The organism is Microbacterium sp. SYP-A9085, from assembly GCF_009649635.1.
Lineage (GTDB): Bacteria > Actinomycetota > Actinomycetes > Actinomycetales > Microbacteriaceae > Microbacterium.
On the sequence record NZ_WJII01000007.1, the window covers coordinates 125,995 to 141,478 of the forward strand.

A 15,484-nucleotide genomic window follows, 5' to 3' on the forward strand; every position below is an offset into this window, starting at 1 on the left:
CATCCTCGGAAGCATGTCCCTGATAGCACTGACCGGCGGGATCGCCTCCGGGAAGTCCACCATCGCGCGTCGGCTCGCCATGCACGGCGCCGTGATCGTGGACGCGGACGCCCTCGTCCGCGAGGTGCAGCAGCCCGGGTCCCCGGTGCTCGCGCAGATCGCCGCCGCGTTCGGCGCGGGGATGTTGCGGGCGGACGGGACGCTGGACCGTGCGGCCCTGGGGGCGCACGTGTTCGGCCATCCCGACCGGCTGCAGCGGCTGAACGCGATCGTGCATCCCGCCGTCGTCGCCGAGTCGCAGCGTCGCTTCGCGGCCGCCTTCGCCGCGGACCCCGCCGCCGTCGTGGTCTACGACGTGCCGCTGCTGGTCGAGGCCCGCGGCACCGGCGGCTGGGACCTCGTCGTCGTCGCCCACGCCCCGGCCGACGTGCGCACGCAGCGCCTGATCGACCTGCGGGGAATGGCCCCGGACGAGGCGCGCACGCGGATCGGCGCGCAGGCGACGGACGCGCAGCGGCTGGCGATAGCGGATGTCGTGATCGACACCGCCGGGACCATCGCGCACACCGAGGAGCAGGTGGATGCGCTGTGGGACCGGATCGCCGGGCAGCGGCATCCCGACCCGGAGCCCGCACCCCGCCGCGATGTCGGGGACCCGACGTAGCCTGGAGGGATGCAGACCACCCGATCCGTCCGGCCGTTCGAGGTCGTCAGCGACTATCGGCCGAGCGGCGACCAGCCGCAGGCGATCGAGCAGCTCGCCGCGCGCATCAACGCGGGCGAGACGGATGTCGTCCTGCTCGGCGCGACCGGGACCGGCAAGTCGGCCACCACGGCGTGGCTGGTCGAGAAGGTGCAGCGCCCCACGCTCGTGCTCGCCCACAACAAGACGCTCGCCGCGCAACTGGCCAACGAGTTCCGCGATCTGCTGCCGCACAACGCCGTCGAGTACTTCGTCAGCTACTACGACTACTACCAGCCCGAGGCGTACGTGCCGCAGACGGACACGTTCATCGAGAAGGACTCGTCCATCAACGCGGAGGTGGAGCGGCTCCGGCACTCCACGACGAACTCGCTGCTGAGCCGGCGCGACGTCGTCGTGGTGAGCACCGTCTCGTGCATCTACGGACTGGGCGCCCCCGAGGAGTACCTGCGCGCGATGGTGGCCCTGCAGGTGGGGGAGAGGTACGACCGCGATGCCCTGATCAGGCAGTTCATCTCGATGCAGTACAACCGCAACGACGTGGACTTCTCCCGCGGCAACTTCCGCGTCCGCGGCGACACCATCGAGATCATCCCCGTGTACGAGGAGTATGCGATCCGGATCGAGCTGTTCGGTGACGAGATCGAGGCGCTGTACATGCTGCATCCGCTCACCGGCGACATAGTGCGCAAGCTCGACTCGGTGCCGATCTTCCCGGCATCCCACTACGTGGCCGGCGCGGACGTCGTGCAGCGGGCCATCGGCACCATCGAAGACGAGCTGGCGTCGCGGCTGGGCGAACTGGAGCGGCAGGGCAAGCTGCTGGAGGCGCAGCGCCTGCGGATGCGCACGACGTTCGACCTGGAGATGCTGCAGCAGCTCGGGTTCTGCTCCGGCATCGAGAACTACTCGCGGCACCTCGACGGCCGGGAGCCGGGCGAGCCACCGCACACGCTGCTGGACTTCTTCCCCGACGACTTCCTGCTCGTGATCGACGAATCGCACGTCACGGTGCCGCAGGTCGGCGCCATGTACGAGGGAGACGCCTCGCGCAAGCGCACGCTCGTGGAGCACGGGTTCCGGCTGCCCAGCGCCTTGGACAACCGTCCGCTGCGGTGGGACGAGTTCAAGAACAGGATCGGGCAGACCGTGTACCTGTCCGCCACCCCGGGCCGGTACGAGATGGGGATCGCCGACGGCATCGTGGAGCAGATCATCCGCCCCACCGGCCTTGTCGACCCGCAGATCGTCGTCAAGCCGTCCAAGGGACAGATCGACGACCTACTCGAGGAGATCCGCGTGCGCGCGGAGCGCGACGAACGGGTCCTCGTGACGACGCTCACGAAGAAGATGGCCGAGGAGCTCACCGACTTCCTCGCCGAGCACGGCGTGCGGGTGCGCTACCTGCACTCCGACGTCGACACGCTGCGGCGCGTGGAGCTGCTCACCGAGCTGCGCGCGGGCGTGTACGACGTGCTCGTGGGGATCAACCTGCTGCGGGAGGGCCTGGACCTCCCGGAGGTCTCCCTGGTGTCGATCCTCGACGCCGACAAGGAGGGGTTCCTGCGCAGCGGCACCTCGCTGATCCAGACGATAGGCCGCGCCGCCCGCAACGTGTCCGGCCAGGTGCACATGTACGCCGACAACATGACCGACTCGATGCGCAAGGCCATCGACGAGACCGACCGGCGGCGCGAGAAGCAGATAGCGTACAACGTTGCGAACGGCATCGATCCGCAGCCGCTGCGCAAGCGCATCGCCGACATCACCGAGGTACTGGCCCGCGAGGGCGCCGATACCGCGGCGATGATGTCGAAGCGGGATGCCGCCCGGTCCAAGAGCGGGAAGGGAAAGAGCCCCACACCCCGCCTGCGTCAGGGCATCGCCGCTGAGGGGGCGCAGCAGCTGGAGGACACCATCGGCGACCTCACCGGGCAGATGCTGGCGGCGGCCGGGGAGCTGAAGTTCGAGCTCGCCGCGCGGCTGCGCGACGAGGTGCAGGACCTGAAGAAGGAGCTGCGGGCGATGGAGAAGGCCGGGCACGCCTGAGCGGACGCGTCGGGTAGCGTGAGCGTGTGTCGAACGGGAACGGCCGCGGTCTGCTCATCGGCGCCGTCGTGGCCGCCGGCGTCGTCGCGATCCTGGGCGTCCTAATGGTGGGTCCCCTCCCGGTCGGCGCTCCGCGGTGGACTCCGGGGCCGCTGCAGCGGCCGACGATGCCTCCGCAGCCGACATCCGTCGCGACGCTTCCGGCGTTCGAAGGCCCCGCGGTCGCATCCGCCGTCGTCCGCGTGATCCTCACCGTGCTGTTCGCGCTGGCCGTCGCGCTCCTGGTGGCCGTCGTCGCCGCGATGATCGTGCGCCGTATCCGCGACCGTCGCCGCCGGGTGCGCGCACATGCCGGCCGCGCACCGGCCGTCGGCGTCAGCGGCGTCGCGGATACCGCTGTCGCCGCACCCGCCGTGCGCCGCGGGATCGCCCGCGCCCTGGAAATCCTCGACGAGGATCGCCCGCCGGACGATGCCATCGTCGCGGCCTGGCTGGGCCTGGAGGACACGGCTCGGCAGGCGGGGGCGCGTCGGGCACCGTCGGAGACGCCCGCCGAGTACGCGGCGCGCATCATCCGCCGCTTCGAGACGAACAGGTCGGCCACCGACATCCTGCTGCGCCTCTACGAGGACGTCCGCTTCGGCGGACGCCACGCCGACGCAGGTTCCGTGCGCACGGCCCGCGAGTGCCTCGTGCATCTGCAGCGGTCCTGGCACGACACCGCGGAGGCCGGGCGTCCGGGGGGCCGGCCGTGACCGGGGCGCGGACCGCGCCGATAGCGGCGGGTGCCCTGCTCGGCGCGGTCTCCGGCTTCCTGCTGTGGGTCCTCGGCGTCTCCTGGGCGGTCGCCGTGGCGATAGCCCTGTTCGGGATCGCGGCAGGCATCGCCTGGGCGGGCTTCGCAGGCGGAGAGACGCCGCTGTTCGCCCGGCTCCCCGCCGACCCGCGGCCGGGCACCCGGTCCGACATGACCCAGGTTGCGTGGTCGCTGCGCGGACGGCATGGAGAGGTCAGCGACGCCGGCGTCAAGCGCCTGCGCGCGTTCGCCCGCGCGCGGCTCGCGCATCACCGGCTCGACCTCGACGATCCCGGCGACCAGTCGCGGATCCGCGCACTGCTCGGGGACACCGCCGCCGCAGCGCTGACCCACGGTTCGGTGCGCACCATCGCCGACGTGGAGCGCTGTCTCGACGCGCTCGAGACGCTCGACGCCGCCGCCGTGCCTGCACGGACGAAGGCCCATCGGAGAGGATGACGTGTGACCGCACCCGAGACCCCCGCCGCGGCGCCCGACGTCGACGCCCTGTCGACCGCCCGTGTGGGCGAGCTGGCCCGCGCCGTCCTCGACGAGGTCGCCACCGCTGTGGTCGGGCTCGAGGAGCCCCTGGCGCTCGCCTTGGCCGCTATTCTCGCCGGCGGCCATGTGCTGTTCGAGGATGTGCCGGGGCTCGGCAAGACCCTGGCGGCGCGATCGATTGCGCAGGCGTGCGGTCTTGACTTCCGCCGGCTGCAGTGCACCCCCGACCTGCTGCCCGCCGACATCACCGGGTCGTACGTCTACGCGCCCGCCGCCGGCACTTTCGAGTTCCGCCCCGGGCCCGTGTTCACCGGTCTTCTGCTGGCCGACGAGCTGAACCGCACCGCCCCGAAGACCCAGTCGGCGCTGCTGGAGGCGATGGCCGAGGGTCAGGTCACCGTCGAGGGCACGAGCTTCCCGCTCCCGCAGCCGTTCCACATGATCGCCACCGCGAACCCCATCGAATACGAGGGCACCTACGCGCTGCCGGAGGCGCAGCTGGACCGGTTCCTGGTGCGGCTGAGCGTCGGCTACCCGGACCGCGACGCGGAGGAGCGGATCCTCACCGGCCGCATCGCGCGCCGCACCGAGACCATCCGGGTGCGGCGGGTGATCGACGGGACGCAGCTGCGGGCCATGCAGGCCGGCGTCGAGTCCGTGCACGTCGACCGCGACATCCTCCGTTACTGCGTGGACCTCGCCGCCGCCACCCGCTCCGACCCGTCTGTCGAGGTGGGCGCCTCCCCGCGCGGGTCGCAGGCGCTCATGCTCGTCGGCCGCGCCCGCGCCGTGATCGACGGGCGCGACTACGTGACGCCCGACGACGTGAAACGGGTGGCGGTGCCGGTGCTCGCGCACCGGCTCTCGCTCACGCCGGGCGCGTGGGCGGCGGGAACCGACCCGGTGCGCGTCGTCCAGGCGGTGGTCGAGGCCGTCCCGGGCCCGCCGAGCGTGCCCCGGTCCGCGGCGAGGGCGTGATGACGAGGGTGCTGACGCCCGCCCCGATGGGCGGGATCGGCGCGGGCATCCTCCTTCTCGGCGCCGCCCTCGCGTTCGGCCGCGTTGAGCTCGCCGTCACCGGCGTGGTCCTGCTCGTCGCCGTCGCGGCGGCGTTGCCCGGCGGCGCGGCGGCGGAGCCGGTGCTCACCGCGGAACGCGGCGGGGGGGAGCCGGTGCCCGACGGATCCGTGCGGATCCCGGTCACCCTGACGGTGGATGCCGCCGACGCGGAGACGATCCTCGTCACGACGACGCAGCTGCAGCATCGCGTGCGCCGGGTGGCCGTCTCCGGGCCGGTGGCGCGGATCCCGATGGGCATCCGAAGCCCGCATACCGGCGACCAGGAGCTGCTCGCCGCGGACGCGACAGCGATCGGCCCCGACGGGGCGTGGACGGCGCCGGCACCGGACCGCACGAGGCTGACGGCGCGGCTGCAGCCGCGCGCTGTAGCACTGCCGTTCCTGCCGCTGTCGCGCGACCCGGCCGGGCTCACCGGCGCCCACGACGCCGCTCGGCCCGGCGACGGCGGCGAGTTCCGCGACATCCACCCGTTCGCGCCGGGGGACCGGCTGCAGCGCATCGACTGGAAGGCGACGGCGCGGCTCGCCCGGCGGCCCGGGGACCTGTTCGTGCGTCGCGCTTTCGCGACCTCCGACCTCGACGTGGCGCTGATCCTCGACGACCGCGACGACGTCACCGGCCGGGTGGGCGACTGGGCGCGGGGCGACCGCGCGCTGGGGCTGCCGGGGTCGATGGACGTGGCCCGCGAGGCGGCGTGGTCGCTGGCGTGCGGGTACCTCGACGTCGGCGACCAGGTGGCGTTCCAGCTGCTCTCCCGCCCCAGCACCGCCGTGCGCCGGGGATCCGGTGCGCGGCACCGGGAGCGGCTGCGCGCCGCCATCGCCGGCGCGTCGCCGCAGCCGCGTCTGACCCGCACCCGCACCCCGCTCGTGGCCCGGGGCGCACTCATCATCCTGCTGTCGACGTTCCTCGACGACGAGACGGTGCGCCTGGCCGGCGTGTGGCGCGCCGCCGGGCATCGGGTGCTGGCCGTGGACACGCTGCCGCAGCTGCGGACCGAGCGGCTGCGGCGCGAGGAGATGGCAGCCTCGCGCATGGTCCTCGGGCTGCGGGCGGACAGGCTGCGCGACCTCGCCGCGATGGGCGCCGACGTCCTCGTGTGGGACGGGGATGCCGGGAGCCGGGCCGCCGCGCTGCGCGGCATCTCGGGACCGAGGCGGCGGCGATGACAACGCTCCCCGCGGCGACGGCCTCGGCCGGCATCCCGGTCCCGGTGCTGTGCGCGGCCCCGGTCGTCCTCGCCGGCCTCGGCTTCGCCGTCGCCCCGGCGCCGTACGCCGTGGCCGCCGCCGTGCTGGCGGTGATCGGCGCGGTGTTCCCCGCGACCCTGGCGACATGGGGCACCGGGCTGGTGATAGCGCTCGCTCAGCTGCTGCATCCAGCGACCGCCGCCGCCGACCTCCGCCCGTACGTCGTGCTGGCGCTCGTCCACGCGCTGCACGTGCTGGGCGGCCTGTGCCTCGTGCTGCCCCGGCGCGGCCGCGTGCAGCTGCGGGCGCTGGCGCGCCCGGCCCGGCGCTGGCTGGTCGTGCAGCTGATAGCGCAGCCGGTGCTGGCGGCGGCGCTGCTCGCGCAGCAGGCGCCGCTGCGCACGCTCCTGCCCGCCACCGCGGTCGTCGTCGTGACCGCGGCGTGCGCCATCGCCGTCGTGATCCTGCTGCGCGCGCTCGCCGGGCGACGGTGATCCGGTGGATCGTTCGCGGGGAGCACACAGCGGGCGCGGACCGGGTGTCGGAGCCCCCACCTAGACTTGTTCGGTGCCCATCATCCCTGTCGCCAGCCCTGGAAACGTCTCGGGAAAGCTCAGCGTCCGCGGCGCCCGTGTGCACAATCTGCGCAATGTCGACCTCGACATCCCGCGCGACAGTCTCGTCGTGTTCACCGGGCTTTCCGGGTCCGGGAAGTCCAGCCTCGCGTTCGACACCATCTTCGCGGAGGGCCAGCGCCGCTACGTCGAGTCGCTGAGTGCGTACGCCCGTCAGTTCCTCGGCCAGGTCGACCGTCCCGACGTCGACTTCATCGAGGGACTGAGCCCCGCCGTCTCGATCGACCAGAAGTCCACGAACCGCAACCCGCGGTCGACGGTCGGCACCATCACCGAGATCCACGACTACATGCGCCTGCTGTGGGCGCGCATCGGCGTGCCGCACTGTCCGGAGTGCGGCGAGGTGATCCAGCGGCAGACCGTGCAGCAGATCGCCGACCAGCTCGTCGACCTGCCCGAGCGCACCCGGTACCAGATCGTCGCGCCGGTCGTCACGCAGAAGAAGGGCGAGTTCGTCGACCTCTTCAAGGAGCTGTCGGCCAAGGGCTACGCGCGCGCCGTCGTCGACGGCGATCTCGTCCAACTCGCCGAGCCGCCGGCGCTGAAGAAGAGCTACAAGCACGACATCGCCGTCGTGGTCGACCGCCTCGTCGCCGCCCCCGGCATCCTCGGGCGCGTCACCGACTCCGTCGAGACCGCGCTGGGCCTTGCCGGCGGCGTGATGCAGGTGAACTTCGTGGACGAGTCCGGGCACGCCGCGTGGCAGAGCTTCTCGGAGAAGCTCGCCTGCCCGAACGGCCACCCGCTGCAGCTGACCGAGATCGAGCCGCGGACGTTCTCGTTCAACGCGCCGTTCGGCGCCTGCCCGGCCTGCTCGGGCCTGGGCACCCGGATGTCGGTGGATGTCGAGCTCATGCTGGGCGACGAGGAGCTCTCCCTCCGGGAGGGCGTGGTCGTCCCGTGGACCACGCAGGGCAAGGGCCTGTTCCAGTACTACGAGCGCCTCCTGGAGGGGCTCGCCGACGACCTCGGCTTCTCGCTGGACACGCCCTGGCGGATGCTCCCGCAGGCCGTCACCGACGCGGTGCTGCACGGCGACAACTTCAAGGTCACCGTGCGGTGGAAGAACCGGTACGGGCGGGAGATGCGGTACACGTCGGGTTTCGAAGGCGTCGTCCCCTACATCGAACGGCAGTACCTGCAGGCGGAGTCCGACACGCAGCGGCAGCGCTGGTCGCAGTTCCTGCGCGAGGTCCCGTGCCCGGTGTGCGACGGGAACAGGCTCAAGCCCGAGGTCCTCGCGGTGAAGGTGCACGGCCGGTCGATCGCGGAGGCGTCGCGGCTGAGCCTGGCCGAGGCGCAGGAGTACTTCGCGAAGCTGCAGCTCACCGACCGTGAGGCGAAGATCGCCGCGCAGGTGCTGCGCGAGATCCGGGTCCGGCTCGACTTCCTCATCCAGGTGGGCCTGAACTACCTGAACCTCGGGCGCGCGGCCGGGTCGCTGTCCGGCGGTGAGGCGCAGCGGATCCGGCTGGCCACGCAGATCGGCTCCGGGCTGACCGGGGTCCTGTACGTGCTGGACGAGCCGTCGATCGGCCTGCACCAGCGCGACAACCGCCGGCTCATCGAGACGCTGCTGACGCTGCGCGACCTCGGCAACACGCTCATCGTCGTCGAGCACGACGAGGAGACCATCCACGCGGCGGACTGGATCGTCGACATCGGGCCGCGCGCGGGCGTCGACGGCGGCACCGTGGTGCACTCGGGCCCGCTGGCCGCGCTGCTGGAGGAGCGCGCCTCGGTGACCGGCGACTACCTCGCCGGCCGGCGGGAGATCGCGGTCCCGCGGCGGCGCCGCCGGATCGACAAGAAGCGCCAGCTGTCCGTGGTGGGCGCCCGCGAGAACAACCTGCGCAATGTGACCGTCGACTTCCCGCTGGGCGTGTTCACCGCGGTGACCGGCGTCAGCGGGTCGGGCAAGTCGTCGCTCGTGAACGACATCCTCTACCAGGTGCTCGCCGCGCGGCTGAACGGCGCCCGCACCGTGCCGGGCAAGCACACCCGGGTCACCGGCCTGGACAACCTCGACAAGGTCGTCCACGTCGACCAGGCGCCGATCGGCCGCACGCCGCGGTCGAACCCGGCCACGTACACCGGCGTGTTCGACCGCATCCGGACCCTCTTCAGCGAGACTCCGGACGCGAAGGCCCGCGGCTACCGGCCGGGCCGGTTCAGCTTCAACGTCAAGGGCGGGCGTTGCGAGGCGTGCTCGGGCGACGGCACCATCAAGATCGAGATGAACTTCCTGCCCGACGTGTACGTGGACTGCGAGGTCTGCCACGGCAAGCGGTACAACCGCGACACGCTGTCCGTGCACTACAAGGGCAAGAACATCGCCGAGGTGCTGGAGATGCCGATCTCGGAGGCCGCGGAGTTCTTCGAGCCGATCCAGGCCATCCACCGCTACCTGAGCACCCTGGTCGACGTCGGCCTCGGCTACGTGCGACTCGGGCAGGCGGCGACGACGCTGTCCGGCGGCGAGGCGCAGCGTGTGAAGCTCGCCACGGAGCTGCAGCGCCGGTCCAACGGGCGGTCGATCTACGTGCTGGACGAACCCACCACGGGCCTGCACTTCGAGGACGTGCAACGACTGCTGGAGGTGCTGAACGGGCTCGTCGACAAGGGCAACACCGTCATCGTGATCGAGCACAACCTGGATGTCATCAAGTCGGCGGACTGGATCGTGGACCTCGGCCCGGAGGGCGGGTCCGGCGGCGGGATGGTCGTGGCCACCGGGACACCCGAGCAGGTCGCGCGCGCCGAGGGATCGTACACCGGCGCTTTCCTCGCCGAGATCCTCGACGGGGTCGCCGGGCAGCGGAAGGCGGGCTGAGCGAGCGTCGATGGCCGATCAGCTTCCGTACAAGCCCAAGCAGGGCGAGATCCCGACCGCCCCCGGCGTGTACCGGTTCCGCGACCGGGAGGGACGGATCCTCTACGTCGGCAAGGCGAAGAGCCTGCGCGCCCGCCTGTCGAACTACTTCGCGCCGCTGCACACGCTGCATGAGCGCACCCGCCGCATGGTGACCACCGCGGCCTCCGTGGAATGGACGGTGGTCGGCAGCGACGTCGAGGCGCTGCAGCTGGAGTTCATGTGGATCCAGGAGTTCAAGCCGCCGTTCAACGTCCGCTACAAGGACGACAAGTCGTATCCGTACCTCGCGGTGACGATGGCCGACGAGGCGCCGCGCGTCATCGTCACCCGCAACCACCGGATCAAGGGCGCGAAGTACTTCGGCCCGTACCCGAAGGTGTGGGCGGTCCACGACACCATCGACCTGATGATCCGGGTGTTCCCGATCCGCACCTGCAGCGACTCGTCGTACAAGAAGGCGATGGCCACGGGCCGGCCGTGCTTCCCCGGCCAGATCGGCCGGTGCGGGGGACCGTGCTCGATGACGGTGACGGTGTCCGAGCACCGGGCCATCGTGGACGACTTCGTCGCGTTCCTGTCCGGCGGCGATGAGCGGTTCCGCAGGGACCTCACCCGCCGGATGCAGGAGGCGGCCGCGGCGATGGACTACGAGGCCGCGGCGGTCTACCGCGACAAGCTGCAGGCCGTCGACGCGGTGCTCAGCAAGAGCGCGCTCGTGCTGTCGCCGGACATGGACGCCGACCTCTTCGGCATCGCCGAGGACGAGCTGTCGGCGGCCGTGCAGCGGTTCATCGTCCGCGGCGGCCGCGTGCGCGGGGTCCGCGCCACGACGATCGAGAAGGAGCTGGACATTTCCGGATCCGACCTCGTCGACCAGGTCCTCCAGCGCGTGTACGGGGACGCGGCATCCGAGGACATCCCCCGGCAGATCCTCGTGCCGCAGCTGCCGGAGGACGCCGTCGAGCTGGAGGCGTGGCTGCGCGAGCGCCGCGGCAAGAAGGTCAGGATCGCCGTCGCGCAGCGCGGCCGCAAGGCCGAGCTGATGAAGACCGCGACGATGAACGCGCAGCAGGCGCTCGTGCTGCACAAGATGCGGCGCACCAGCGATTACGTGGCGCGCACGCAGGCGCTCACCGATCTGCAGGAGGCGCTCGGGCTCGCCGAGGCGCCGCTGCGCATCGAGTGCTTCGACATCTCGCACCTGTCCGGGACGAACGTCGTCGCGTCGATGGTGGTGTTCGAGGACGGGCTGCCGCGCAAGGACCAGTACCGCTCGTTCACTGTCCCCGACACCACCGACGACACGGACTCGATGAACCAGGTGCTGCTGCGCCGGCTCGCGCGCCTCGACGACCCCGACCCGGCCGAGGCCGAGGGCGGCAACGGCACGAAGCGGCGGTTCTCGTACCCGCCGCAGCTGCTCGTCGTCGACGGCGGGCAGCCGCAGGTGGCCGCCGCCGCCCGCGCCCTCGCGGCCTCCGGGCGCACCGGGATAGCCCTGTGCGGCATCGCCAAGCGCCTCGAGGAGGTGTGGCTTCCGGACCAGGACTTCCCGGTAATCCTGCCGCGCACCTCCGAGGCGCTGTACCTGCTGCAGCGTCTGCGCGACGAGGCGCACCGGTTCGCCATCACGCACCAGCGCAAGCGCCGCAAACGCGACATCACGACGGTGCTCGCCGAGGTGCCGGGGCTCGGCCCCGCGCGCATCCGCGCCCTGCTGCGCCACTTCGGATCGGTGGCGGCCCTGCGCGAAGCAACCCCGGAGGAGATCCGGGGCCTGCCCGGCATCGGGCCGGCGCTCGCCGCGGCCGTGCATGCGCATCTGACACAGCCGCCGCGCTGATCTCGATAGGGTGGACCCGACAGGGACGGGGGGTTCATGGCGGACATCGAAGAGGATGCGGCCGGCGAGATCCTTATCGTGACCGGCATGTCCGGCGCCGGCCGGTCGACGGCCGCGAACGCGCTCGAGGACCTCGGCTGGTACGTCGTGGACAATCTGCCGCCGCAGATGCTCAAGCCGCTCCTGGACCTTTCCGGCCTCGCCGCCGGAACTCTGCCCCGGGTCGCCGCCGTCGTCGACGTGCGCGGCGGGAGCCTTTTCACTCAGCTGCCCGACATCACCCGCGCCCTGCGCGGCGCGCGCCAGCAGCTGCGGGTCGTGTTCCTGGATGCCTCCGACGACGTGCTCGTGCGGCGGTACGAAGCCGTCCGCCGCCCCCACCCGCTGCAGGGCGAGGGCACCATCGTCGACGGCATCCGGCACGAACGGGAGCGTCTCGCGTCGATCCGCGAGAGCGCCGACCTCGTGATCGACACGACGGACCTCAACATCCACCAGCTCGCCACCCACGTCGTCGAGCTGTTCAGCGAAAGCGACTCCGCACGCCATTCGCTCACGATCCTCAGCTTCGGGTTCAAGTACGGCCTGCCGGTGGACGCGGACATGGTCGCCGACATGCGGTTCCTGCCGAACCCGTACTGGGAGGACGGCCTGCGCGGCCTGAGCGGCCTGGACGACGCGGTCCGCGACTTCGTGCTCGCCCAGCAGGGAGCGGCTGCGTTCCTGGACGCGTACACCGCCGCGGTGCGTCCGGTCCTGGACGGGTACCAGCGGGAGAACAAGCGGCACAGCGTCCTGGCCCTCGGCTGCACCGGCGGAAAGCACCGCTCCGTCGCCCTCGCCGAGGTGCTCGCCGCCCGGCTGCGCGACGTCCCCGGCGTCGCCGTGCGCGTCGTGCACCGGGATCTGGGGCGAGAGTAGCCCCGGTAGGCTGGATGGCCGTCCCCCTCACTCATCTCGAAGGAGCCCCGTGCCGCTGACCGCCGACGTGAAAGCAGAGCTCATTGCCCTGCGAGACCCGCGACCGACGGCGCGGGTCGCCGAGTTGACGGCCCTGCTGCGGTTCTCCGGCGGACTGCACTGGATCGCCAACCGCGTCGCCGTGGAGGCGGAGCTCGACTCCGACCTGCTCGCCCGGCGCACCGCCCGCGAGCTCGTCGACATGTACGGGGTGCGGCCCGAACTCGTGCAGGTGCAGGGCGGCGCGACCTCCGGCGGAACGCGCTTCGCCGTCCGCGTCATCGAGGCGGGGGAGACGCTGGCCCGGCAGACCGGCCTGCTCGACCAGCGCCGGCGTGCCGTGCGCGGCCTGCCCAACCGGCTCACCACCGGCTCCCGCCCCGACCTGGCCGCCGTGTGGCGGGGCGCGTTCCTCGCCGCCGGATCGCTCAGCGATCCCGGGCGGTCGGCGGCGCTGGAGGTCTCCTGCCCCTCCTCGGAGGCGGCGATGGCCCTGGTCGGCGCCGCGCATCGGCTGGGCGTCGCGGCCAAGGCCCGCGAGGTCCGCGGCATCCCGCGCGTGGTCGTCCGCGACGGCGAGGCGATCCGGGCGGCGCTGGCCGCAATGGGCGCGGCACGCGCCGCCGCGGCGTGGGACCAGATGCGGCAGCGTCGCGAGGTGCGGGCGGGCGTGAACCGGCTCGTGAACTTCGACGACGCCAACCTGCGCCGGTCCGCGCAGGCGGCCGTCGCCGCGTGCGCGCGCGTGGAGCGGGCGCTGGAGATCCTCGGCGACGAGGTCCCCGACCATCTGCTGGCGGCGGGACGCCTGCGCCTGGCGCACCGCGACGCGAGCCTGGACGAGCTCGGCCATCACGCCGACCCGGCGCTGACGAAGGACGCTGTCGCCGGCCGCATCCGCCGGCTGCTGGCGATGGCCGACAAGAAGGCCGACCTCGACGGCATCCCGGGCACCGAGTCCGCCGTCCCGGCCGAGGAGATCGACTAGCCGCATCCCAGGGCCGACCCCGCCCTGCATCGCCTGTCGCGCGCTCACTAGGATGAGAGCGTCACCCTCGCTGCGCCAGGGAGCGACACCGCTTCCGTCCTCGGCGCCGCGCCGACAGGAAGAAGAGAACATGGCGATCTACACGTTGCCCGACCTCCCGTACGATTACGCAGCGCTCGAGCCGCACATCAGCGGCAAGATCATGGAGCTGCACCACGACAAGCACCATGCGGCGTATGTCGCCGGCGCGAACACCGCTCTGGACAAGCTCGCCGAGGCGCGCGACGCCGGAGACCTCGCCAACGTCAACAAACTCGAGAAGGACCTCGCGTTCAACCTGGGCGGACACGTCAACCACTCGATCTTCTGGACCAACCTCTCGCCCAACGGCGGCGGACAGCCCGAGGGTGAGCTGAAGGCCGCCATCGACGAGTTCTTCGGCGGGTTCGACAAGTTCCAGGCGCACTTCACCGCCGCCGCCAGCGGCATCCAGGGTTCGGGGTGGGCCGTGCTCAGCTGGGACCCGATCGGGGCGCGCCTGATCATCCAGCAGCTGTTCGACCAGCAGGGCAACACCGCCCAGGGCACCATCCCGCTGTTCCAGCTGGACATGTGGGAGCACGCGTTCTACCTGGACTACCTCAACGTGAAGGCCGACTACATCAAGGCCGTGTGGAACATCGCGAACTGGCAGAACGTGGCGTCACGGTTCGACGTCGCCCGCGAGAAGACCTCAGGGCTGCTGGTACTGTCATAGCCGGTGACGGCGTCCCGATGGGAGCCGTCGGGACGCCGTTGTCCTTCCCTGAAAACCGCGCACTCGCGCATGACATACCTGGGAGACATTCCGTGACCGTCAAGATCGGAATCAACGGCTTCGGCCGTATCGGACGCAATTTCCTCCGAGCCGCGCTCGCGCAGGGTGCTGACCTCGACGTCGTCGCGGTCAACGACCTCACGGACAACAAGACCCTCGCCCACCTGCTCGCGTACGACTCCGTCGGCGGACCGCTGGGCCAGGATGTCAGCTACGACGGCGACGCGATCACGGTCGGCGGGAAGTCGATCAAGGTCTTCGAGGAGCGCGACCCCGCCAACCTGCCCTGGGGCGAGCTGGGCGTGGACATCGTGATCGAGTCGACCGGCCGGTTCACGAAGGCATCCGACGCGGCGAAGCACATCGCCGGCGGCGCGAAGAAGGTCATCATCTCGGCGCCGGGCACCGACGTCGACGGCACTTTCGTGATGGGCGTGAACGAGGACTCGTACGACCCGGCCACCATGAACGTGCTCTCCAACGCGTCGTGCACCACGAACTGCCTCGCGCCGCTCGCCAAGGTCCTCAACGACGCATTCGGCATCGAGCGCGGCTTCATGATGACCGCGCACGCCTACACCGCCGACCAGAACCTGCAGGACGGCCCGCACAAGGACCTGCGTCGCGCCCGCGCCGCCGCGATCAACATCGTCCCCGCGTCCACCGGCGCCGCCAAGGCCATCGGCCTCGTGCTGCCGGAGCTGAACGGCAAGCTCAGCGGCTCGTCGTACCGGGTCCCGGTGCCGACCGGCTCGATCGTCGACCTCACCGTCGTCGCCGAGCGCGAAGACCTGACCGTCGATGAGGTGAACGCCGCGTACCGGGCCGCCGCCGCCGACGGCCGGCTCAAGGGCTACCTGGCCTACACCGAGGACCCGATCGTCTCCAGCGACATCCAGCTGAACCCGCACTCCAGCGTCTTCGACGCGGAGCTGACCAACGTCAGCGGCAACCTCGTCAAGGTCTCGGGCTGGTACGACAACGAGTGGGGCTACTCCAACCGGCTCGTCGACCTGACCGAGTACGTCGCCGAGCGTCTCTGAGTCC

13 protein-coding genes are annotated in these 15,484 nt (G+C 71.5%); all 13 read left to right on the forward strand.

The window, feature by feature from the left end; translation table 11 throughout:
• Nucleotides 1-13 precede the first annotated feature (13 nt).
• Nucleotides 14-664 carry a dephospho-CoA kinase gene (gene coaE / locus GH740_RS13250; protein ID WP_153746564.1) on the forward strand — a complete coding sequence of 217 codons (651 nt, stop codon included), beginning with the start codon at nucleotides 14-16 and terminating at the stop codon, nucleotides 662-664.
• Nucleotides 665-673: 9 nt separating this feature from the next.
• Nucleotides 674-2,752: an excinuclease ABC subunit UvrB gene (uvrB, locus tag GH740_RS13255; RefSeq protein ID WP_153746565.1), complete on the forward strand. Its 2,079-nt coding sequence runs from the start codon at nucleotides 674-676 to the stop codon at nucleotides 2,750-2,752.
• A 26-nt stretch (nucleotides 2,753-2,778) separates the two neighbouring features.
• Entirely contained in the window at nucleotides 2,779-3,507 is a 729-nt protein-coding gene (locus tag GH740_RS13260; RefSeq protein WP_216644955.1) for a DUF4129 domain-containing protein, read from the forward strand.
• Complete coding sequence (locus GH740_RS13265) at nucleotides 3,504-4,007, forward strand: hypothetical protein (protein WP_153746566.1); 504 nt, start codon at nucleotides 3,504-3,506, stop codon at nucleotides 4,005-4,007. Before GH740_RS13260 ends, GH740_RS13265 begins: the two co-directional genes overlap by 4 nt.
• A 48-nt stretch (nucleotides 4,008-4,055) precedes the next feature.
• The gene (locus GH740_RS13270; RefSeq protein ID WP_153746613.1) at nucleotides 4,056-5,027 is read left to right on the forward strand and encodes a MoxR family ATPase; all 972 of its coding nucleotides are present in this window, start codon (nucleotides 4,056-4,058) and stop codon (nucleotides 5,025-5,027) included.
• The gene (locus GH740_RS13275; RefSeq protein WP_153746567.1) at nucleotides 5,027-6,298 is read left to right on the forward strand and encodes a DUF58 domain-containing protein; all 1,272 of its coding nucleotides are present in this window, start codon (nucleotides 5,027-5,029) and stop codon (nucleotides 6,296-6,298) included. Before GH740_RS13270 ends, GH740_RS13275 begins: the two co-directional genes overlap by 1 nt.
• Nucleotides 6,295-6,813 (forward strand): hypothetical protein, encoded by a 519-nt coding sequence (locus tag GH740_RS13280; RefSeq protein WP_153746568.1) that lies wholly within the window; start codon nucleotides 6,295-6,297, stop codon nucleotides 6,811-6,813. The genes GH740_RS13275 and GH740_RS13280 overlap by 4 nt, the downstream gene beginning before the upstream one ends.
• A 73-nt stretch (nucleotides 6,814-6,886) precedes the next feature.
• Nucleotides 6,887-9,787 (forward strand): excinuclease ABC subunit UvrA, encoded by a 2,901-nt coding sequence (gene uvrA / locus GH740_RS13285; protein ID WP_367641588.1) that lies wholly within the window; start codon nucleotides 6,887-6,889, stop codon nucleotides 9,785-9,787.
• Between the two features lie 10 nt (nucleotides 9,788-9,797).
• Complete coding sequence (uvrC, locus tag GH740_RS13290; protein WP_153746569.1) at nucleotides 9,798-11,672, forward strand: excinuclease ABC subunit UvrC; 1,875 nt, start codon at nucleotides 9,798-9,800, stop codon at nucleotides 11,670-11,672.
• Between the two features lie 36 nt (nucleotides 11,673-11,708).
• Entirely contained in the window at nucleotides 11,709-12,593 is an 885-nt protein-coding gene (gene rapZ / locus GH740_RS13295) for an RNase adapter RapZ (RefSeq protein WP_153746570.1), read from the forward strand.
• 49 nt (nucleotides 12,594-12,642) lie between these two features.
• Nucleotides 12,643-13,620 (forward strand): DNA-binding protein WhiA, encoded by a 978-nt coding sequence (whiA, locus tag GH740_RS13300; protein ID WP_367641589.1) that lies wholly within the window; start codon nucleotides 12,643-12,645, stop codon nucleotides 13,618-13,620.
• Between the two features lie 130 nt (nucleotides 13,621-13,750).
• A complete protein-coding gene (locus GH740_RS13305) occupies nucleotides 13,751-14,377 on the forward strand; it encodes a superoxide dismutase (RefSeq protein WP_153746572.1) in 627 nt (208 codons plus the stop codon).
• Between the two features lie 92 nt (nucleotides 14,378-14,469).
• Entirely contained in the window at nucleotides 14,470-15,480 is a 1,011-nt protein-coding gene (gene gap, locus GH740_RS13310) for a type I glyceraldehyde-3-phosphate dehydrogenase (RefSeq protein WP_367641590.1), read from the forward strand.
• Nucleotides 15,481-15,484 lie beyond the last annotated feature (4 nt).